Raw genomic sequence first — 19,725 nt, 5'->3', positions numbered from 1 at the left:
GCCCGGCGCGATCGGACGTCCATCACGAAGCACAAGGAGCAGACCAGATGAGTGTGATTACCGACGAGCCGGCAGTGCGAAAAGGACGCTGGATCGAGAAGTGGGAACCGGAGGACCCCGGTTTCTGGGCGCGCACCGGAAAGCGGACGGCCTGGCGGAACCTGGGTTTTTCCATCCTCGCCGAGCATCTCGGGTTCAACGTGTGGATCCTGATGAGCATCGTCGTGGTGAGCCTCGGCGATGCCGGCTTCGCGTTCAGCGTGGGGCAGACGTTCTGGCTGCTGATCCTGCCGAATCTGATCGGCGCCGCGCTGCGCGTGCCGTACACCTTCGCGGTGCCGAAGTTCGGTGGCAGGGCGTGGACGACCATCAGCGCAGGACTGCTCACGATCCCGTGCACGATGCTGCTGATCGCGGTGACCACCGAGGCTCCGTACTGGTTCTTCCTGCTCACGGCGGGCGCGATGGGCTTCGGTGGCGGGAACTTCTCCTCTTCGATGGCGAACATCTCGTTCTTCTTTCCCGAGGGTAAGAAGGGCCTCGCGCTCGGGCTGAACGCCGCGGGCGGCAACCTCGGGGTGGCCGTGACCCAGTTGTTCGTGCCGATCGTGATCAGCCTCGGCACGGGGATCCAGCTGGCGTACGCCGCGCTGATGTGGATGCCGGTGATCCTGATCGCGGCATTGTGCTCCTGGTTCTTCATGGACAGCCTCACCCAGGCCCGTCCGGACGGCACCTCCTACAAACTCGCCATGTACAGCAAGCACACCTGGATCATGTCGCTGCTCTACATCGGCACGTTCGGTTCGTTCATCGGCTTCTCCTTCGCCTTCCCCTCGCTGATCAAGATCAGTTTCGTCGAGTTCGAGAACTTCGTGGCCCTGGCCTTCCTCGGCGCTCTCATCGGCTCGATCACCCGGCCGTTCGGCGGCTGGCTGGCCGACCGCATCGGAGGTGCGCGGATCACCCTGCTCAACTTCGTCGGGATGGCGATCGGCACCGTCGGAGTGCTGGTGGGTGTGGCGCAGCAGAGCTTCGCGCTGTTCTTCGGTTCGTTCATCCTGCTGTTCGTGCTCACCGGAATCGGGAACGGCTCGACCTACCGGATGATCCCGATGATCTTCTCGGCGAACGCCAGGTCCAGGGCGTCGGAGACCGGCGAGGACCTCGGTGAGCTGATGACCTCGGCCAAACGCCAGGCGGCCGCGGTGGTCGGGGTGGCTGGCGCGATCGGCGCCTTCGGCGGAGTGCTGGTGAACCTGGTGTTCAAGTTCTCCCTCGAGGGTGAGAGCAAGAGCCTGACCTCGGCCCTGAACGCGTTCCTCGCCTTCTACGGCGTGTGTGTGGCGACCACCTGGTGGTTCTACCTGCGCAGGAGTTTCGCCATCGCGCGCGTCCCCAGCCTCGCCTACGCGGGCGTCTGATCGGCGCACCCTTCGCTGATCCGCGAGGGGAGCTTCTCTTAACACCGGCGCAACGTCGAGGCAGCAGGTCCGACATGCGCCGCGATGACCATAACCACGAGAGGTGGAGGTGGACGATGTTGCCAAACCCTGGTGTGCCAAGGACGTTGGTGGTCGTCGGCAACGGAATGGTGGGCCACCGTCTGGTGGAGGCCGTTCGCGCGGAGGACACCGGCGGCGCATGGCGGGTGGTCGTGCTCGCGGAGGAACCACGGCCCGCCTACGACCGAGTCGCTCTCTCCTCCTATGTGGACAGCTGGGACGCGAGTGCGCTGGAGCTCGACCGCTCCGACTACGCGGGTGACGATCTGGTCGAGCTGCGGCTCGGCGATGCCGTCACCGTGGTCGACACCGAACGCAGGACGGTAACCACCGGCAGCGGACACGAGCAGGCTTACGACGCGCTCGTGTTCGCGACCGGTTCGCGGCCGTTCGTCCCGCCCGTCGCGGGACACGATCTGCCGGGTTGTTTCGTCTACCGGACGATCGAGGACCTCGATGCCATTCGTGCGGCGGCCGAGCACTCGGCCTCGGTCCGGGGCAGGCGGGCTGGAATGGTCGTCGGCGGTGGCCTGCTGGGATTGGAGGCGGCCAATGCGTTGCGGGGCATGGGACTGTCCCCGCACATCGTGGAGATGGCTCCGCGGTTGATGCCGCTGCAGATCGACGACGGGGGCGGCGCGCTGCTGCGCGGACTCGTCGCCGACCTCGACGTCACCGTCCACACCGGAACCTCCACGGAGCGGATCGAGTGCGATGGCGACCGGATGTTCGCCAAGCTCGGAAACGGCACCGAACTCGACGTCGACCTCGTCGTGTTCTCGGCGGGCGTGCGCCCGCGCGACGACCTCGCGCGAGCGCACGGACTGGCGGTGGCCGAACGGGGCGGCATCCTGGTGGACTCCTCGTGCCGGACGGCCGTGCCGGACGTGTACGCGATCGGCGAGTGTGCCGCGGTGGAAGGACGCTGCTACGGCCTCGTCGCTCCCGGCTACTCGATGGCCGAGATCGTCGCGGCGCAGCTTCTCGGCAGGGACGGGACGTTCCCCGGCGCGGATCTCTCCACCAAGCTCAAGCTGCTCGGCGTCGACGTCGCCAGCTTCGGGGACGCCCATGCGAGTACCGAGGGCGCGCTCGAGGTGGTGGTGAACGACGCGGTTTCGGGCACCTACAAGAAACTCGTCGTCTCCGACGATGCGAAGACCCTGCTCGGTGGCGTGCTGGTCGGCGACGCGAGTGACTACAACCTGCTGCGCCCGCTGGTCGGGCGGGCACTACCCGCCGCGCCCGCCTCGATCCTCGCCCCGTCCGGCGGTGCGGAGGGCGGCGTCGGCGTGGACGCGCTTCCGGACGAGGCGCAGATCTGTTCCTGCAACGCGGTGAGCAAGGGCGCCATCAACGAGGCGATCCTGGCCAAGGGCTGCGACACCGTAGCCGCGATCAAGGGCTGTACCAACGCGGGAACGGGCTGCGGCTCCTGCGTGCCGATGCTGAGCAAACTGCTCGACTCCTGCGGCGTCGAACAGTCGACCGCGGTCTGCGAGCACTTCAGCCAGTCGCGGGCGGAGCTGTTCGAGATCGTCCACGCGACAAGGATCCCCACGTTCAGTGAGCTGATCTCCCGGCACGGCACCGGAAAGGGCTGCGCGATCTGCAAGCCTGCCGTCGCCTCGATCCTGGCGACCCTGGCCCCGCTGATCGGCACCCCCAACCACATCCTCAGCGGTGAACAGGCGACGCTGCAGGACACGAACGACAGATACCTGGCGAATTTGCAGCGTAACGGCACCTACTCGGTCGTACCACGCATCCCGGGTGGGGAGATCACCTCGGAGAAGCTGCTGGTGATCGCGGAGGTGGCCAGGGACTTCGGGCTCTACACCAAAATCACCGGCGGGCAGCGGATCGACCTCTTCGGGGCGACCGTGGATCAGCTGCCGCTGATCTGGCGTCGGTTGGTGGACGCGGGGATGGAGTCCGGGCACGCCTACGGAAAGGCCCTGCGCACGGTCAAGTCCTGCGTCGGCTCCACCTGGTGTCGCTACGGCGTGCAGGACTCGGTCGGGATGGCGATCGAACTGGAGTTGCGTTACCGGGGCCTGCGCTCGCCGCACAAGATCAAGGCCGGGGTGTCCGGCTGCGCCAGAGAGTGCGCCGAGGCGCGCGGGAAGGACTTCGGCGTCATCGCCACCGAGAACGGCTGGAACCTCTACGTCGGCGGCAACGGCGGCGCGATGCCGAGGCACGCGCAGCTGCTCGCGTCCGATCTGGACTCGGAGACGCTGATCCGGACCATCGACCGGTTTCTGATGTTCTACGTGCGCACCGCCGACCGGTTGCAGCGCACCGCACCCTGGATCGAGGAGATGGAAGGCGGCCTCGGCCATCTGCGTGCGGTGATCATGGAGGACAGTCTCGGCATCTGTGATGACCTCGACGCGGCGATGGCCAAGCACGTGGGCGACTACGCGGACGAGTGGCGCGGAGTGCTGGAGGACCCGGAGAAGCTGGCCCGCTTCTCCTCCTTCGTCAACGCGCCGGGAGCACCGGATCCGACGATCTCGTTCCGGACCGAACGGGAGCAGCAAGTGCCTGTTTTACTTGGCTTTCCGGAGGTGGCGAGTCGATGACCGCGGTGACCGGAGTGAGCGAGCCGCACGGGATGACCTGGACAGCGATATGCGCCGCCGAGGAGGTCGTGCGCGGCGGCGGTGTCGCGGCCCTGTTGCCCGGTGGGCGGCAGGTTGCGGTGTTCCGCACTGTGGATGATGAGCTCTTCGCGCTGTCCAACATAGACCCGTTTTCCCGGGCGGCCGTACTGTCCCGCGGCATCCTCGGCGACAGCGAAGGCGTGCCGTTCGTGGCCTCCCCGATGCTCAAGCAGCGATTCGATCTGCGTACCGGTAGCTGCCTCGACGACGACTCGGTCGCGGTCGCCACCTACCCTGTCCGGCTGCGGGGTGGGATCGTGCACGTGGGTTCGCCGTGACCGCGCCGTCCGACCTGCTGCCACTGGCCGGGTTCGCGGTGGGCATCACAGCCGCCCGCCGTGCCGACGAACTCGGTGCGTTGCTCGTGCGAAAGGGCGCGGTGGTGCGGTACGGCCCCGCGATCCGGATCGTCCCGCTTTCGGATGACACTGAACTGCATGCCGCGACGCGCGAGTTGCTGACGGAACCGGTGGATGCCGTGGTGGCCACGACGGGGATCGGTTTCCGCGGCTGGATCGAGGCAGCCGAGGGATGGGGCGTCGGTGAGCGACTACTGGCGCGGCTGCGGAACACCAACCTGCTGACCAGGGGGCCGAAGGCCAAGGGGGCAGTGAGGGCCGCGGGGCTTTGCGAGAACTACTCCCCGGTTTCGGAGAGCAATGCGGAGGTGCTGCGGCACCTGCTGGAGTCCGGGGTGGACGGACGGCGGATAGTGGTCCAGTTGCACGGCGAGCCATTGCCCTACTTCGTGGACGCCCTGCGTTCGGCAGGGGCCGAGGTCATCGAGATCCCGGTCTATCGCTGGGTCGCGCCCGCCGATCCCGGTCCGCTCGACCGCCTCATCGACGCGGTGCTGGACGGGACGATCGACGCCATGCCGTTCACGAGCGCGCCCGCAGCGGCGAGCACGCTGGCGATGGCCCGACGCACCGGCAGGCAGGCAGCGCTGGTGGAGGCGTTGTCCGGCAGGGTGGTGGCGGCCTGTGTGGGGCCGATCGCCGCGGCACCGCTCACGACGCTGGGCATCCCGGTGGTCCAGCCCGAACGTGCCAGGATCGGTGCGCTGGCACGGGCTCTCGCGCACACCCTTGTCGACCGCTCGCCCCGGTTGTCCGCCGCCGGACGGCAGATAGAGCTGCGCGGCCAGGCCGCCGTGGTGGACGGCGAGCTGTGTGAGGTGGCACCGGCGCCGATGTCGGTCCTGCGAGCGCTGGCCAGGAGCCCGGGCAGGGTGGTCTCCCGCAGAGAGCTGACCTCGGCACTGCCAGGTGGCGGTGAGGAGCACGCGGTGGAGACGGCGATCGGCAGGCTCCGGATCTCACTGGGGGAGGCCACGCTGGTGCAGACCGTGGTCAAGCGCGGCTATCGGCTTGCCGTTCAGCGGCGGGAAGGGGCGCAGCGGCCGTGATCGTGCTGGCAGCTCACGGAACCCGGGATCCGGCAGGGCCGTTGGTGATCGAGCGGCTCGCCGAACTGGTGCGGCGGTCGGGTGTGCCGGTGCGGGTCGCCTACGCCGACGTACGGGAGCCGGATGTCACCTCGGTGCTACGCGACGTCGGCGACCACTGTGGACCAGTCGTTGTGGTGCCTGCCTTCCTGGCCTCGGGCTACCACGTCCGGACCGATATTCCCGCCCAGATCGCGGCAGCGCGGGATCTCCGGTGGCAGGACGTGCTGCTGGCGAAGGCATTCGGTCCCGCACCGGAGTTGGTCGAGGTGCTACTGCGGCGGCTGCGGGCGGCGGGGCATCGCGAGAACGACGCGGTGGTACTGGCCGCGGCCGGATCGAGCGACCCACGCGCACTGTCCGAAGTGGAATTCGTGGCGCACGCACTGGCGGACCGGCTGCGGGCGCCGGTCCGGATCGGATACGCCGCCACGGCGGAGCCGGACATCGCCGGCGCGGTCAGTGCCGCGCGCAGGGCGGGCGGGCGTGTCGCGGTCGCATCATGGTTGCTGGCCCCCGGGCTGTTCCAGCGCAGGGTCGACGCGGCGGGGGCCGACGTAGTGGCCGGCCCGTTGTGCGCCTACTCCGCCGGCGGTGGCCCTGACGTCCTCCCCGGAGTCGCCGCCCTGGTGCTGCGGCGCTACTCGGCGGCGCTTGCCGGGTCGAGCTGGGCTCGTGAGCCTGCCACGTCGTGGGTCTCGTAATAGCGGGCCATCTGCTCCCAGTAGGCCATGACCAGTCCCATCTGGACACATGTGGCGACGACCGCGGGAACGAGTTTTCGCTTGCGGGCGGCGAGTACGGCAGCCCCCATCATCACCGTGCCCGCGGTGTTGACGGCCAGTGCGGCGTCTTTCGGCCGCTTGGCGATCCATCGTTCTTCGCCGAGAATCGCCCTGGTGGCCCACGCGCTGTCGTCCGGCGGCTTGGGGAACACCACGGGGTTGAGCGCCATCCAGGCACCGACAACCGCGCCGTGGCTCCATTTCCGGGTCCACACCGGCACCAGTGTCAATGGGGTGCTGAGCCAGCGGGTCCACGCGCTCCACGGGCTGGAGTGCCTGGCGAAGATCGTGTGCCGGAGCGCGCTCGCTTTCCGGTTCATACTCACATCTGCTTTCGCTCGGCTCGCCAGCGGTCGATCACCGCGGGCAGTTCCTTCATCAGGTAAGCGTAGAAATCCCGCATGTCCATCAACCGGCGTCCGGCTGTGGTCTCCGGCCCCACAGCGGCGGCCCCCCGTTCCGCCGCCTCCTGCATGAGCCGGACGACGTCGTTCTGCGCGGACATGAGTGTCGGCCAGCCGTCGTCAGGGAACCGGAAGTGTTCGCGCCTGCTGCCGGGTACGGGGACCTTCTCGATGAGGCCGGTGGGGGTCAGCATCTTGATCGCACCCGACACCGAGCCGGGGCTGGCCTTCAACTGCTCGGCGATCTCGCCTGCCGTGATGGTGTCCTGCTGCGTGAAGAGCAGGATCCCGAGCACCCGCGCGGTCATCCGCTGCATCCCGTTCCTGGTCAGGATCAGGGCGAGTTCCTCGGCAGCCTCTGTCGTGTGCTCGGTCATGAGCCTCCCATCCACCTCGCGTCAATTCTAGCATTTCGAACTCTTCAAAAAGTTCCGAATATTGCTGGAGGTGGCAGGCGCTCACCAGACGACCTGCGCGAAGTACGCCGTCGCACCGAGCGCGAGCAGCAGGTACAGCGACGGAAAGCCGATGTTGTAGAGCACTCGCGCCCGGATGTGCGCACCTACGGCGCCGATGAAGAACACGACGAGGCCGATCCCGGCAGCGAGTCCCAGCCAGGGAAGGCCCACGAAGCCGATGGCCAGACCTGCCGCGCCCGCCGTCTTGAGCGTGGCGAGATATGGAATCGTCGACGGCGGCAGGCCGACCTCGGCCGAGTTCGCCAGCACGAATTCGGCACGGCGGAAGTCGGCGACCGAGATGACCAGGTTCGCGACGATGCACAAGACCGTCACGACTGCGAGTGCCGTGACGACACCGCCGCCAGTGCCGGATACCGCGAGTATGCTCATGCCGTTGCCTCCTGAGTGCGTCCCGTCGTGGTGGTTGCGCGACCGTCCTGACGTCCCGCACACGTGAAAGGTGACATCACCCGTGGAATCGATCGAGGAGTTCGAGGCAGCGCGCCCCCGGCTGCTGTCCCTTGCACACCGGATACTCGGGTCGGTGCACGACGCCGAGGACGCCGTGCAGACGGCGTGGCTGCGCACGCGGACCGCAGGCGAGCGGATTGACAACCCGGTCGGCTGGTTCACCACGGTCACGACGCGGGTGTGCCTCGACCAGTTGCGCGCCCGGCACCGGCGCGGCGAGGTACCGCTGCTCGCTGACGCGATCCCCGCCGCCCAGATCGCTGCCGACGAAGACTTCATCCGCCGCGAGGACGTGTCGCGCGCACTGCTGGTGTTGCTCGAACAACTGCCACCGCGGCAGCGCGTCTCCTACGTGTTGCACGACCTGTTCGCCGTCCCGTTCGCCCAGGTCGCGGCCATTCTCGACACCACGCCGGCCACCGCGAAGAAGCTGGCCAGCAGAGGCAGGGCGCGGACGCACCGCGCCGCGGAGCAGCTCGAGGCGGGTGGCGACGAGCCACGGCACCGTGAGGTCGTGACCGCGTTTCTCGACGCGGCGCGCGGCGGAGATCTGCAACGGATGATCATGCTGATGGCACCGGGCTGTGTGCGTACCGTCGACGCCGAACTCCTGCCGCCGGGAGTCGCGCCAACGGTGGTCGGCGCGGTCGCGGTCGCGGAAGAAACCCGGCTGTTCGCGGACCGCATCCAGGCCAGCACGACGTTGCGGCTCAACGGGCGGACGGTCGACGTCATCGCGCCCGGCGGCCATCCCCTCGCCGCCGTCGTGGTGACGACGGTCGGTCCCCGTGTCGCCGCGATCACCATCACCCGCATCCGCGGCACCGACCTGCTCACCGCGGCGTGACGTCGCCACTCCTTGGTCGCACTTTCCCGGGAAAGTGCGATCCCGGGTGGGCGGTTCCTGAGGTGTCTAGGGCCAGTCCACCGTGGTCTCGGTGTATCCCCGGACGGCCGCCACGCGTTCGGCCTCGTCCTCGATCTGCTCGCGGACCGGCCGGGGGAGGTTCCAGAACAGCGACACGGTGATACGCAAACGCTTGCCCGAGGTCTTCGCCCGCCACGTACCCGCCAGTTCACCGTCGGCGAGGATCACGCCGGGATTGCCGAGGATTTTCCAGATCTCCTTGTGCAGCAGTTTGTCCGGCACGAGGGTCAGCCGGTCGCGTCCTTGCAGCAGGGGATCCGACGGTGGCAGGAGCCGGACCACGGCGGGTTCGGGCGGGTTCTCCAGCAGGGGTAGCCGCGCGGCGGGCAGGAACGTCTTCCGGCCGTCGAACCCGACCTCAGCGAGCTCGTCCGGCCAGACCGGGCCGATGGCCTTTCTGGTGGTTCCGATGAAACCGGCCGCCTCACCGGATGTCGCGGGACCGTGCAGGCAGAGGTAGGCGGTGACGATCGAGGTGACGGCGCTCAGATCTGGATCACCGGTGACCGGCCGCCTGTCCTCGAGCGGGGCGAGCGTCGCGGGGCTGGCGCCGGCCACCAGCCGAACGCCGCCGATCGGCGCCGCGAGACGCATGAGCTGCTCCAGCACGTGCGTGCAACCGCAGGGGCGGCACCACACGGACAGCCCGGCGGGCACGAGGCCGGTGACGATCGTGCTGGCCGCGCCTTTGGTCATCGGCCGGTCCACGGCTTCGCGGATCGCCTTCGCCGTGGTGAGCAGCGCCTCCTTCGGTGGCATGCCGGCAGCGGCGACTCGGCTCCGTTGCCAGCCCATGCGCGCCTGCGCGTCGCTGTCGTCCAGCGGTACCAATGCGGCGGCGAGTCCCGCGAGGTCACCCGCGCGATGCCAGTGTGGCGCGCCCCGGTGCGACCAGGCGAGGCCGAACCGGGGATCGTCGGCCAGTGCCTGCGCGCTGCGGTCGCCACGGACCCTCGCGGCCATCGCGAGCGCACCGGAATCCCGCTGATTGTCCTGAATACCGAGATCCAGCACTGCCAGTCCGGCCGGATCCGTTTCCTGGCGATGCAGGCCCTGTGTGGCGATCCGATAGGCCAGTACCTGCTTGCGGTCCACCCTGAGCATTCCGCGACTCCTACTCGTTCAGGTTTCGTGGCCCAGTCTGCCCCGGATACCTGTCAGCTCCTGTCAGTTTTAGGAGTTACGCTGCCTTCATGCGTGCGAGCAGGCTGCTCTCGGAGCTGCTGTTGCTGCAGAACCGGGGCCGGATGACGGCGACCGAACTGGCGGCGGAGCTCGAGGTGTCCGTCCGCACCGTGTATCGCGACATAGAGGCGCTCTCCGCGTCCGGCGTGCCGGTGTACGCCGACCGGGGCAGGGCAGGCGGATACCAGCTCGTCGACGGTTACCGCACCCGGCTGACCGGGCTGACGGAGGAGGAGGCGCAGTCGCTGTCGCTGGCCGGGCTGCCGGTGGCGGCGGCGGAACTGGGACTCGGCACCGTTCTCGCCGCCGCGCAGCTGAAGCTGTACGCGGCGCTGCCCGCCGAGTTGCGGGACCGGGCGGGCACCGTGGCACAGCGTTTTCACCTGGACGTCCCTGGATGGCACCGAGGAATCGAAAGCCCCCCGTGCCTCGGCGAGCTGGCGGAGACCGTATGGCAGTCGCGGCGTGTTTCGGTGCGTTACCGGCGGTGGGGCAATCAGGTGGTGGAGCGCACGCTGGAGCCGCTCGGTCTCGTCCTCAAGGCGGGCAATTGGTACCTGGCCGCCCACGCCTCGAGTGGCAGGGAGCCGGGTGTGCGCACGTACCGGGTCTCGCGGATCGTCGAGCTCACCGTCCTCGACGAGCGGTTCGACCGGCCTGCGGACTTCGATCTCACGCAGTACTGGCAGGAGTGGTCGGCGGAGTTCGAAAAACGGCTCTATCCGCGGAGCGCGGTGGTCCGCATGTCCGCCATGGCCCGAGAACTCGTACCGTTCTACTGCGGGGCCGTCGGCGTGCGGGCAGTGCGCGCTGCCGGGGGCGAACCGGATGAGAACGGATGGTTACGCGTGGAACTGCCGGTGGAACCGACGATCGCCGCGATCGGCGAGCTGCTGAGATTCGGGGCGGAGATCGAGGTGCTGGAACCCGCGGAACTGCGCGAGCAGGTCGCGGACGCACTTCGCCGATCGGCGGCGCGGTATGGTTGAGCACGCCGCCCTGGCGGGGGTGACGATCGGTATCACCGCCGAGCGCAGGGCCGAGGAGTTCAGTGCGGCTCTGAGCAGACATGGCGCCACCGTGCGGCACGCCCCGACCATCCGGATCGTTCCGCTCGCCGATGACGAACAGCTGCGGATCGCGACGGAGAACGTGCTGGCCGGGCCCGTGGATCTGGTGGCTGTCACCACCGGCGCGGGGTTTCGCGGCTGGATCGACGCGGCACGCGGCTGGGGGATGGCCGATCGGCTGCTGGCGACGCTCGGGCAGGCCCGGATCCTGGTCCGGGGGCCGAAGGCCACCGGCGCGGTGCGCGGGGCTGGATTGACCGAGCACTGGTCGGCGCCAGGGGAGAGCAACCGGGAACTGTTCGACCGGGTGCTGGCCGAGGAAGTGGCTGGGCGCAGGGTCGTCGCCCAGCTGCACGGCACCACGCTGCCCGAGTTCACCGGAGAACTGCTCGACGCGGGAGCCGAGTTGCTGCTGGTGCAGCCCTACCGCTGGCAGTGGCCTCGGGACCTGGCTCCCGCCCGGGAGCTGATCGGCGGTGTGCTGTCGGGCGAGGTCCGAGCACTCGCGTTCACCAGCGCGCCCGCGACCGCCAATCTGCTGACCCTGGCACGCGAGGGCGGCCGATTCGAGGAGTTCCGTGCGGCGCTCGCTGATCCGGCCAGCGTCCTGTGCGCCTGTGTCGGACCGGTGACCGCCGCGCCGCTGGCCGACATCGGTGTGCCCACGGTGCAGCCCGAACGCCAGCGCCTCGGCGCGCTGGTCAAACTGCTCGTCGCCGAACTCGGCCGGTAGGGGAGTTTCAGAACTCGTCCTCGGGGATCTCGCCGGAGTCGATCCGCCGCATGCTCTCCCTGCCCTGGTCGTCCTCCGACGCGCCACGGCGCCAGTAGCCGGTGAACGTGATCGCCCGCTTGTCCACGCCGCGCTCGCGCACCAGGTGCCGCCGGACGTGTTTCACCAGCGTCGCCTCGCCGGAAACCCAGGCGTACACGGCCTCCGATGGGAAGTCCGCGGCCCGTACCGCAGCCAGCAGCGCGTCGCCGTGCTCGGCCTCGCCGCGGTACACCCAGGCGACGTCGGCGTCGCCCTGACTCTCCAGCCGGATCCGGTCGGCCGGGCCGCCGACCTCCACGATCACGGTGGCGCTTTCGTCCCGCGGCAGGGCGTCGAGGATCGCGCCGATCGCGGGCAGGGCCGACTCGTCGCCGACGAGCAGTTGCTTTCGGGTGCCCTCGGGGACCGAGTACAGCCCGTGCGGGCCGAGAAACGCCACCTCGTCGCCGGGAGCCGCCGAACCGGCCCAGGCGGAGGCAGGACCCGCGTCCGGATGCAGGACGAAGTCGATGTCGAGTTCGCCCCGCTCAGGCCGGAGTGCGCGAATCGTGTAAGTGCGCATCGGCGGGCGCACCCCGTCGGGCATCGCGAGGTACCTGCGATACCAGGAGGCCACCTGGTCCTCGGCGGCGAGAGGCGGCGGCAACTGGGGACGCGCCTGGCCTTCCAGCGGCAGGAACAGCTTGATGTACTGGTCGGGGGCGACGTCGCGGACGTCGTGCAGGTCGGCTCCGTTGAAGCAGACCCGGACCAGGTGTGGCGTCAGCGGTTCCACGCGCGCCACGTGCATCATCCGGTACGCCAGCGTTGTGTCCTGTGCCGTCGCCGTCATCCATGCCCCTCGGTCCTCGACGGTATTTAGGGCAGCCTAACCTGCGCTGGGCGTCCAGCGATAGGTGCGCAGGTTAACCTTTTCCCCGTCCGCCAGCACACCCTCGGCACGCAACAGTTCCAGTTGCTCGCGCGCGAGGTGCGGTGCCGGAGTGCCGTTGGCACGCAGGATCCGGTGCCAGGGCACGTCGTGCCCGTCCTCGGCGAGAATGCGACCGACCAACCTGGGGGTGGGGGCGCCCGCCAGTGCGGCGATGTCACCGTAGGTCGACACGGAGCCCTCCGGTACCGCCGCGATCAACTCGCGCACCCGCTCGTGCAACTGCTCGTCCATGTGCCCATGCTGCCCGGGAAGTTCCCCAATGTGGCATTGGGGACGTTCAACGTCCCCAATGCCACATTGGGGAACTCCAGCGTCCCGAATGCCACATTGGGGAACTCCAGCGTCCCGAATGCCGCATTGGGGAACTCCAACGTCCCGAATGCCGCATTGGGGAACTCCAACGTCCCGAATGTGGCATTGGGGGCATGGCGGTGGTCAGGTGTGTCGGACCGGCATGATTCCATCGCATCTGTGAGCAACCGCGGCAGGACTGCGCAGGTGGGCGCGCGCCTGGTTCGCCCGGCGGCCGCGCCCGACGAGCCGCGCGTCTGGGAACCCGATGCCCGGCGGCTGATCGACGAGCCCGCTGGTTTCGTACGGGTACTCGGTGGGCCCGGCACGGGCAAGACCACGCTGCTCGCCGAGGTCGCCGCGCAGCGGGTGCGCTCGGGTGGGGCCGATCCGGAGCGGGTGCTCGTGCTCACCACGTCCCGCAGGGCCGCCGAGTCGCTGCGCGCCGACATCACCCGCAAGCTCACCGCCGCGGACGGCCCTGAGCCCCGCACCGTCCGCGAGCCGCTGGTCCGCACCGTGCACTCCTACGCCTTCGCCGTCCTGCGGCTGCAGGCCGCCGCCGACGACCTGCCGCCGCCTCGCCTGCTGTCCGGGCCCGAGCAGGATGTCGTCGTGCGCGAACTGCTCGCCGGCGACCTCGCGGGAGGCGCGGTCGACTGGCCGGAGCGGCTCCGTCCCGCACTCTCGGTTCCCGGGTTCGCCGAGGAGTTGCGCGATCTGCTCCTGCGGGCCGCCGAACGCGGGCTCGGCCCGGAGGACCTGATCAAGCTCGGGCACAACCGGGGGTGTGAGGAGTGGATCGCCGCTGGGATCTTCTGGCGGCAGTACGAGGAGGTCACCCTTCTGCAGGGCGCGGGGGGCAATGCGCTGGGCCAGCCCGGAGCACCCGCGCTGGACGCCGCTGAGCTGGTGTCCTCGGCGCTGGTCGCCCTGGAGTCCGACCCCGATCTGCTCGCCAGAGAGCAGGCCAGGATCCGGCATCTGCTGGTCGACGACGCCCAGCACCTGGACCCGCTGCAGTCTCGCCTGGTGCGCAGGCTGGGCGGTGCCGCACAGGACCTAGTGCTCGCAGGTGATCCCGACCAGTCGGTGTTCTCCTTCCGAGGCGCCGACCCCCGGCTGTTCACCGACGCCGATCCGCACGGCGAGCGCACCCTCACGCTGCGCAGGGTGCATCGGATGGCGCCCGCCGTGCACGACACGGTCGCCAGGATCGCCGGGCAGCTGACCGGCGGCGGCAGGCACCGCGCGATGCTGCCCGGAGCCCAGTCCGGACCGGGCTCCGTGCGAACGAGGCTGCTGCCCACTCCCGCGGCCGAGGCCGGTTGGGTGGCCGACCAGTTACGGCGGGCCCATCTGATAGACGAGGTGCCCTGGTCGGAGATGGCCGTGCTGGTCCGCTCGCCGTCGCGTTCCTTTCCCGTCCTGCAACGCGCACTGCGCGCCTCCGGGGTGCCGATCGCGGCAGCCGAGGACGAGCTCCCGCTGGCCAGGCAGTCCGGGGTGCGTCCACTGTTGACCGTGCTGCGTCTCGGCGCCGACCCCGAACTGCTCGACGCCGATATCGCCGAGCAGTTGCTGTCCTCACCGTTGGGCGGGGCGGATCCGCTCGCGTTGCGCAGACTGCGCAGGGGACTGCGCAGACTCGAACTCGCCGCGGGTGGTGAGCGCTCGAGCGACGAACTGCTGATCGAGGCCCTGCGGGGAAACGACGTGCTGGCGGGGCTCGCCGAATCGGAGGCGGCGCCGGTACGGCGCGTGGGCGGCCTGCTGGACCTCGCCCGCGCGGGCGTGCGCCGCGGCGACGGGGTGGAACAGGTGCTCTGGGAGCTGTGGCAGGCCAGCGGGCTGGAGCGGCGGCTCCTTCGCCTCGCGGCTCGGGGTGGCTCCCTCGGGATGCAGGCCGATCGGGATCTCGACGCGGTCGTGGCGCTTTTCCACGCCGCCGGTCACTATGTCGACCGGTTGCCGAAGGCGAGTGTCGCCGGATTCGCCGACTACCTCACGGCACAACAGATCGCGGGGGACAGCCTGGCCCCCGTCGCCGCCCGAGGCGAGGGCGTCTCGCTGCTCACCGCACACGGTTCCGTCGGGCGCGAGTGGGGCCTCGTCGCGGTCGTCGGGGTGCAGGAGGGCAGCTGGCCCGATCTCCGGCTGCGCGGATCCTTGCTCGGCGTGGAGCGGCTGGTCGACCTGCTGTCCGGAGTGGACTCGGAGTCCGTTTCGGCGACCGCGCCACTGCTCGCCGAGGAGCGGCGGCTGTTCTACCTCGCCGCGAGCCGCGCACGGCATACCCTGATCGTCAGTGCCGTGCAGGGCGAGGACGAGCAGCCGTCCCGCTTCGTCGACGAGCAGGACGACTCCGCCGACGAACAGCGGACCGATTTGCGAGCTGTTGGTAACGAACGCTCGCTCGTACTCGCCGAACTGGTCGGTGAGCTGCGGGAGGTGGTCTGCGATGGCGAGTCCGAGCCGGACAGGCGCAAGCTCGCGGCGCGGCAACTCGCCAGGCTGGCCGCTGCGGGTGTGCCCGGCGCACATCCCGACTCCTGGTACGGCCTGGGAGACGTTTCCACGGAGACGCCGCTGTTCGGTCCCGGTGATGTGATCGGCGTATCACCGTCCACTGTGGATGTCCTTGCCAGGTGCCCGTTGCGCTGGCTACTGGAACGACACGGTGGCAGCGACCCGGCGCAACTTGCCGCGGTCACCGGCACACTGGTGCACGCACTGGCGCAGGCCGCGGCGAGCGGAGCCGACGACGAACAGTTGCGGGCCGCGCTGGACGACGCGTGGAGCCGGGTGGACGCGGGTGCGCCGTGGTTCTCGCGGCGGGAACGCCGCCGGGTGGAGAAGATGGTGCAGAACTTCCTCACCTGGCTGAAGGGCAGTCGCGCCGAGCTGACGCAGCTGGCGGTGGAACAGGACATCGAGATCGCCCTCCCGCCGTCCGGAACAGGTCCGGAGGAGCCGAAGATCGTGCTGCGCGGGCGGGTCGACCGGCTCGAGTCCGACCGGCAGGGCAGACCGGTGATCGTCGACATCAAGACCGGCAAAACGCCGGTGACCGCTGCCGACGCGGAGCAGAACCCGCAGCTGGCCACCTACCAGCTCGCGGCGCTGCTGGGTGCCTTCGCCGACTCGGCAGGCTCGAGTTCCGGCGGTGCCAGGCTCGTCTACGTCGCCAAGTCGAACGCCAGAACCGGTGCGACACAACGGGACCAGCCGCCACTCGACGAGGAGGCCAGGCAGCAGTGGCTGGAACAGATCCGTGCGGCGGCCACCTCCACCACCGGACCGGGATACACGGCCAGGGAGAACACCGACTGTGAACGCTGCCCCGGTCGCACCGCCTGCCCGATCCGGCCGGAGGGAAGGCAGGTGACCGGACCATGACGGAGAGGGCAGCAGCTGGCACAGTGACTCCGCCTGGCGCGGAATCACTCGTCTCGCCCGCGGAGATCGCGCTCGCGCTGGGGCTGCATCCGCCGACCGACGAGCAGGCCGCGGTGATCGCGGCGCCCGCCGAGCCCGCCCTCGTGGTCGCGGGCGCGGGTGCGGGCAAGACGGAGACCATGGCGGCCAGGGTGGTGTGGCTCGTCGCGAACGGCCTGGTGACCCCCGAACGCGTGCTGGGTTTGACCTTCACCCGCAAGGCGGCGCGCCAGCTCGCCGAGCGGGTGCGGGCCCGGCTACGCAGGCTCGCCGGTTCCGGACTGCTGGAACGGATCGATCCCGGCGGACAGCGGCGCGCCGCGGTACTCGCCGGTGAACCCACCGTGCTGACCTACCACGCCTACGCGGGCAGGCTGCTCGGTGAACACGGCCTGCGCCTTCCGGTGCAGCCGGGTGTGCGGCTGCTGTCGGAGACCGCTTCCTGGCAGCTGGGCCATCGCGTCGTGTCCACATGGGACAGCGATCTGGAGACCGACAAGGTGCCGGCCACGGTTACGGCCCAGCTGCTTTCGCTCGCCGGTGAACTGGGTGAGCACCTCGTGGAGGCGGAGGCGCTGCGGGCCTATACGGCGCGCTTCTGTTCCCTTGTGGAGAACGCTCCCAGGGCGAAGGGGCAGCGCGCCGATCCGCCGGTGGTACTGACGGAAATTCTTGCCGCGCAAAGATTCCGGCTCGAACTGCTCCCACTGGTGGACAACTACCAGCGGCGCAAGCGCGCGGAGGGCGCGCTGGACTTCGCCGACCAGATGTCGCTGGCAGCACGGCTGGCGGCCGAGCATCCGGAGGTACCCGCGGGAGAACGGGACCGCTACGGTGCGGTGCTGCTGGACGAGTATCAGGACACCGGACATGCGCAGCGGGTACTGCTGCGGGCGCTGTTCGGCGGCAGCGCGGACAGTCCGCTGCCGATCACCGCCGTCGGCGACCCGGCACAGGCCATCTACGGCTGGCGCGGTGCGAGCGCGGCGAACCTGCCCCGGTTCACCACCGACTTCCCGCGAAGGGAGCAGGATCGGCTGGTGCCCGCGCGCCGGTACGGATTGCTGACCAGCTTCCGCAATCCGCCCGAGGTGCTCACCCTCGCCAACGGGATCGCCGAACCCCTCCGCGCCGGTGGTCTCGGCGTGGAACGGCTACGGGCACGTGAGGGTGCGGGACCGGCCGACATCCGGTGCGCGCTGCTCACCGACGTCCGGGCGGAGCGGGAGTGGCTGGCTGACGCAATGGCACAGGTCTGGTTCGCCGAGCGCGCGGAGAACGGAACCCCGCCCACCGCGGCCGTACTCGTGCGCAGGCGTGCCGATATGGCGCCCATCGCCGCCGCGCTTCGCGAACGGGGGCTGCCCGTCGAGGTGGTCGGTCTCGGCGGCCTGCTCGACGAACCCGAGGTGGCCGACCTGGTCAGCACCCTGCGGGTACTGGCCGACCCACTGGCGGGTACCGCAGCAGCCCGCCTGCTCACCGGAGCTCGGTGGCGGATCGGCGCTGCCGATCTCGCGGCATTGTGGCGGCGGGCGAAACTGCTGGCGGGGCCCGCGCCGACCGTGGAAACAGGTCAACCGCTGGAGGATCCGGCGCTCTACGCGGAGCGAGCCGAGCAGACCGGGCTGGTGGACGCGATCGACGACCCCGGTGCTCCCGAACACTACTCGACGGCCGGATACCAGCGTGTTCGCAGACTCAGCGGGGAGCTCTCCGCGCTCCGGCGCAGGCTGGACCAGTCGTTGCCCGAACTGGTCGCGGATGTGGAGCGGACGATGCTGCTCGACGTCGAGTCCCTCGCGAGGCCCGGCAGTGCGGGAAGGGCGCACCTCGACGCGTTCGCCGACGTGGTGACCGAATACGCCGAAGCCGCGCCCACCGCCACCCTGCTGTCCTTTCTGGACTACCTCGCCGCCGCCACGCACGCGGAGGACGGACTCGCACCCGGTGAGGTCGAGGTGGTGCCGGATCGGGTGCAGGTACTCACCGTGCACTCGGCCAAGGGCCTGGAGTGGCGGGTCGTCGCGGTCCCGCACCTGGTGAAGGACGTCTTCCCCGGCAAACGCCGATCCTCGTCCTGGCTCAAGACAGTCCCGTCGCTGCCCGCCCCGTTGCGTGGGGACGCCCAGGACCTGCCCGAGGTGCGCCTGTACGGCGGGGAGAACCGCAAGGAGGTCGTCGAGTCACTGGCCGAGCACGAGTCAGCGTTCGCCGAGCGCCAGGCCGAGGAGGAGCGCAGGCTCTGCTACGTGGCGCTGACCCGTTCCGAGCACTGCCTGCTCGCTTCGGGGCACTGGTGGAACGAGACCAGCGCCAAGCCGAAGGGGCCGTCCGACTTCCTCACCGAGATCGCCGCGATCATGGGCGAGGCCGCCGGGCCGGATGCGGTGGGCACGGTGGGTGAGTGGGCGAGCGAGCCGGAACCGGACGTGCCGAACCCGTTGATCTCCCAGTACCGCACGGCACAGTGGCCCGTGGATCCACTCGGCGGGCGCAGGGCAGCCGTACTGGAAGGCGTCGAGCTGGTGAAGTCCGAGATGGCCGCACTCGCGGAGCCGGAGCCCGCGGCGCATGAGGGCATCGAGGATGCGGAGCCCCAGGAGGACCCGGACGGCTGGATCACCGATACCGACGTGCTGCTCGCCGAGCGGGCACGGGCCGCGGGAGCGGTCGAGCAGGTGACCCTGCCCGATCGGCTCTCGGTGAGCCAACTGGTCGAACTGGCCGGTGACCCCGAGGCGCTCGCGCGCAGGCTGCGGCGGCCGCTGCCGATGCCGCCGAACTCCTTCGCGCGGCGCGGTACTGCCTTCCACGGCTGGCTGGAGCGCCGATTCGGCGCCGACCGGTTGCTGGAGATCGACGATCTGCCTGGAGCCGCCGACACGGGAGCGGCGGGCGACGCCGAACTCGCGGCGCTGCAGCACGCCTTCGAGCGCAGCGAGTGGGCCACCCGCACTCCGTACGAAGTGGAGGTGCCGTTCTCCACCGATGTGGACGGAGTCACCCTGCGCGGGCGGATGGACGCCGTGTTCGCCGATCCGGACGGCGGTTGGACCGTTGTGGACTGGAAGACCGGTTCGGTGCCCGACTCCGACCGGTTGCCCGCGCTGTCCGTCCAGCTCGCGGCATACCGGCTGGCCTGGGCGGCACTGGCCGGAGTGCCGCTGGACCGGGTACGGGCCGCGTTCCACTACGTCCGGTCCGATCACACCGTGCGGCCGGTGGACCTGCTGGACGCCGACGGGCTACGCCGGCTGTTGCGCAGCGTCCCGGAGAACAGTGCCCCGGAGAACAGCGCCCCGGAGAACGGCGCCCCGGAGAACGGCCCGCAAGGCGGCACTCCATCCCAGGAGTGAGCG

At 69.8% G+C, this 19,725-nt stretch carries 16 protein-coding genes; 10 read left to right on the top strand and 6 right to left on the bottom strand.

Features of this window, described 5'->3' with window-relative positions; genetic code table 11:
• Positions 1-47 precede the first annotated feature (47 nt).
• From D0C15_RS14235 to D0C15_RS14215, 5 genes are all read left to right on the top strand, one after another.
• Positions 48-1,424, top strand: a complete 1,377-nt coding sequence (locus D0C15_RS14235; protein ID WP_116045200.1) for an MFS transporter — start codon at positions 48-50, stop codon at positions 1,422-1,424.
• 116 nt (positions 1,425-1,540) lie between these two features.
• Positions 1,541-4,093, top strand: a complete 2,553-nt coding sequence (gene nirB, locus D0C15_RS14230; RefSeq protein WP_211323194.1) for a nitrite reductase large subunit NirB — start codon at positions 1,541-1,543, stop codon at positions 4,091-4,093.
• Positions 4,090-4,452, top strand: a complete 363-nt coding sequence (gene nirD, locus D0C15_RS14225; RefSeq protein WP_245975776.1) for a nitrite reductase small subunit NirD — start codon at positions 4,090-4,092, stop codon at positions 4,450-4,452. The genes nirB and nirD overlap by 4 nt, the downstream gene beginning before the upstream one ends.
• Positions 4,449-5,582, top strand: a complete 1,134-nt coding sequence (locus tag D0C15_RS14220) for a uroporphyrinogen-III synthase (protein WP_116045195.1) — start codon at positions 4,449-4,451, stop codon at positions 5,580-5,582. The genes nirD and D0C15_RS14220 overlap by 4 nt, the downstream gene beginning before the upstream one ends.
• Positions 5,579-6,325 (top strand): sirohydrochlorin chelatase, encoded by a 747-nt coding sequence (locus D0C15_RS14215; protein ID WP_116045192.1) that lies wholly within the window; start codon positions 5,579-5,581, stop codon positions 6,323-6,325. Before D0C15_RS14220 ends, D0C15_RS14215 begins: the two co-directional genes overlap by 4 nt.
• Here D0C15_RS14215 and D0C15_RS14210 read toward each other — a convergent pair.
• The 3 genes from D0C15_RS14210 to D0C15_RS14200 all read right to left on the bottom strand — a co-directional run bounded on the left by D0C15_RS14210 (position 6,262) and on the right by D0C15_RS14200 (position 7,661).
• On the bottom strand, positions 6,262-6,726 hold the full coding sequence (locus D0C15_RS14210; protein WP_116045189.1) for a DUF6653 family protein: 465 nt from the start codon (positions 6,724-6,726) through the stop codon (positions 6,262-6,264). The genes D0C15_RS14215 and D0C15_RS14210 overlap by 64 nt on opposite strands.
• A gap of 2 nt (positions 6,727-6,728) precedes the next feature.
• Complete coding sequence (locus D0C15_RS14205; protein ID WP_116045186.1) at positions 6,729-7,187, bottom strand: GbsR/MarR family transcriptional regulator; 459 nt, start codon at positions 7,185-7,187, stop codon at positions 6,729-6,731.
• Between the two features lie 81 nt (positions 7,188-7,268).
• On the bottom strand, positions 7,269-7,661 hold the full coding sequence (locus D0C15_RS14200; protein WP_116045184.1) for a DoxX family protein: 393 nt from the start codon (positions 7,659-7,661) through the stop codon (positions 7,269-7,271).
• Between the two features lie 82 nt (positions 7,662-7,743).
• Between D0C15_RS14200 and D0C15_RS14195 the strand changes: the two genes are divergently transcribed.
• Positions 7,744-8,589: a sigma-70 family RNA polymerase sigma factor gene (locus tag D0C15_RS14195; protein WP_116045182.1), complete on the top strand. Its 846-nt coding sequence runs from the start codon at positions 7,744-7,746 to the stop codon at positions 8,587-8,589.
• A gap of 66 nt (positions 8,590-8,655) precedes the next feature.
• Here D0C15_RS14195 and D0C15_RS14190 read toward each other — a convergent pair whose 3' ends face one another.
• The gene (locus tag D0C15_RS14190) at positions 8,656-9,774 is read right to left on the bottom strand and encodes a DNA glycosylase AlkZ-like family protein (protein WP_116045180.1); all 1,119 of its coding nucleotides are present in this window, start codon (positions 9,772-9,774) and stop codon (positions 8,656-8,658) included.
• An 89-nt stretch (positions 9,775-9,863) separates the two neighbouring features.
• Between D0C15_RS14190 and D0C15_RS14185 the strand changes: the two genes are divergently transcribed.
• Positions 9,864-10,844 (top strand): helix-turn-helix transcriptional regulator, encoded by a 981-nt coding sequence (locus D0C15_RS14185; protein ID WP_116045178.1) that lies wholly within the window; start codon positions 9,864-9,866, stop codon positions 10,842-10,844.
• Positions 10,837-11,658, top strand: coding sequence for a uroporphyrinogen-III synthase (locus tag D0C15_RS14180; RefSeq protein WP_116045176.1), 822 nt, complete (start codon positions 10,837-10,839; stop codon positions 11,656-11,658). The genes D0C15_RS14185 and D0C15_RS14180 overlap by 8 nt, the downstream gene beginning before the upstream one ends.
• A gap of 7 nt (positions 11,659-11,665) precedes the next feature.
• Here D0C15_RS14180 and D0C15_RS14175 read toward each other — a convergent pair whose 3' ends face one another.
• Together D0C15_RS14175 and D0C15_RS14170 are read right to left on the bottom strand one after the other, a co-directional pair.
• On the bottom strand, positions 11,666-12,532 hold the full coding sequence (locus D0C15_RS14175; protein ID WP_116045173.1) for a siderophore-interacting protein: 867 nt from the start codon (positions 12,530-12,532) through the stop codon (positions 11,666-11,668).
• 36 nt (positions 12,533-12,568) lie between these two features.
• Positions 12,569-12,865, bottom strand: a complete 297-nt coding sequence (locus D0C15_RS14170) for an MGMT family protein (RefSeq protein ID WP_116045170.1) — start codon at positions 12,863-12,865, stop codon at positions 12,569-12,571.
• Positions 12,866-13,132: 267 nt separating this feature from the next.
• On the opposite strand from D0C15_RS14170, the gene D0C15_RS14165 reads away from it, so the two are divergent.
• Complete coding sequence (locus D0C15_RS14165) at positions 13,133-16,324, top strand: ATP-dependent helicase (RefSeq protein ID WP_245975775.1); 3,192 nt, start codon at positions 13,133-13,135, stop codon at positions 16,322-16,324.
• The gene (locus D0C15_RS14160; RefSeq protein WP_116045163.1) at positions 16,321-19,722 is read left to right on the top strand and encodes an ATP-dependent helicase; all 3,402 of its coding nucleotides are present in this window, start codon (positions 16,321-16,323) and stop codon (positions 19,720-19,722) included. The genes D0C15_RS14165 and D0C15_RS14160 overlap by 4 nt, the downstream gene beginning before the upstream one ends.
• Positions 19,723-19,725: the final 3 nt, after the last annotated feature.

The sequence above is a fragment of the Amycolatopsis palatopharyngis genome (assembly GCF_003385185.1).
GTDB classification, from domain to species: domain Bacteria; phylum Actinomycetota; class Actinomycetes; order Mycobacteriales; family Pseudonocardiaceae; genus Amycolatopsis; species Amycolatopsis palatopharyngis.
This window is presented reverse-complemented; position numbering and strand designations above follow the sequence as displayed.

What these genes read in the sequence shown, in the direction of transcription:
- D0C15_RS14235 (WP_116045200.1), top strand. Translation starts at nt 48, where the DNA reads ATGAGTGTGATTACCGACGAGCCGGCAGTGCGAAAAGGACGCTGGATC.
- nirB (WP_211323194.1), top strand. Translation starts at nt 1,541, where the DNA reads ATGTTGCCAAACCCTGGTGTGCCAAGGACGTTGGTGGTCGTCGGCAAC.
- nirD (WP_245975776.1), top strand. Translation starts at nt 4,090, where the DNA reads ATGACCGCGGTGACCGGAGTGAGCGAGCCGCACGGGATGACCTGGACA.
- D0C15_RS14210 (WP_116045189.1), bottom strand. Translation starts at nt 6,726, where the DNA reads ATGAACCGGAAAGCGAGCGCGCTCCGGCACACGATCTTCGCCAGGCAC.
- D0C15_RS14205 (WP_116045186.1), bottom strand. Translation starts at nt 7,187, where the DNA reads ATGACCGAGCACACGACAGAGGCTGCCGAGGAACTCGCCCTGATCCTG.
- D0C15_RS14200 (WP_116045184.1), bottom strand. Translation starts at nt 7,661, where the DNA reads ATGAGCATACTCGCGGTATCCGGCACTGGCGGCGGTGTCGTCACGGCA.
- D0C15_RS14190 (WP_116045180.1), bottom strand. Translation starts at nt 9,774, where the DNA reads ATGCTCAGGGTGGACCGCAAGCAGGTACTGGCCTATCGGATCGCCACA.
- D0C15_RS14185 (WP_116045178.1), top strand. Translation starts at nt 9,864, where the DNA reads ATGCGTGCGAGCAGGCTGCTCTCGGAGCTGCTGTTGCTGCAGAACCGG.
- D0C15_RS14180 (WP_116045176.1), top strand. Translation starts at nt 10,837, where the DNA reads ATGGTTGAGCACGCCGCCCTGGCGGGGGTGACGATCGGTATCACCGCC.
- D0C15_RS14175 (WP_116045173.1), bottom strand. Translation starts at nt 12,532, where the DNA reads ATGACGGCGACGGCACAGGACACAACGCTGGCGTACCGGATGATGCAC.
- D0C15_RS14170 (WP_116045170.1), bottom strand. Translation starts at nt 12,865, where the DNA reads ATGGACGAGCAGTTGCACGAGCGGGTGCGCGAGTTGATCGCGGCGGTA.
- D0C15_RS14160 (WP_116045163.1), top strand. Translation starts at nt 16,321, where the DNA reads ATGACGGAGAGGGCAGCAGCTGGCACAGTGACTCCGCCTGGCGCGGAA.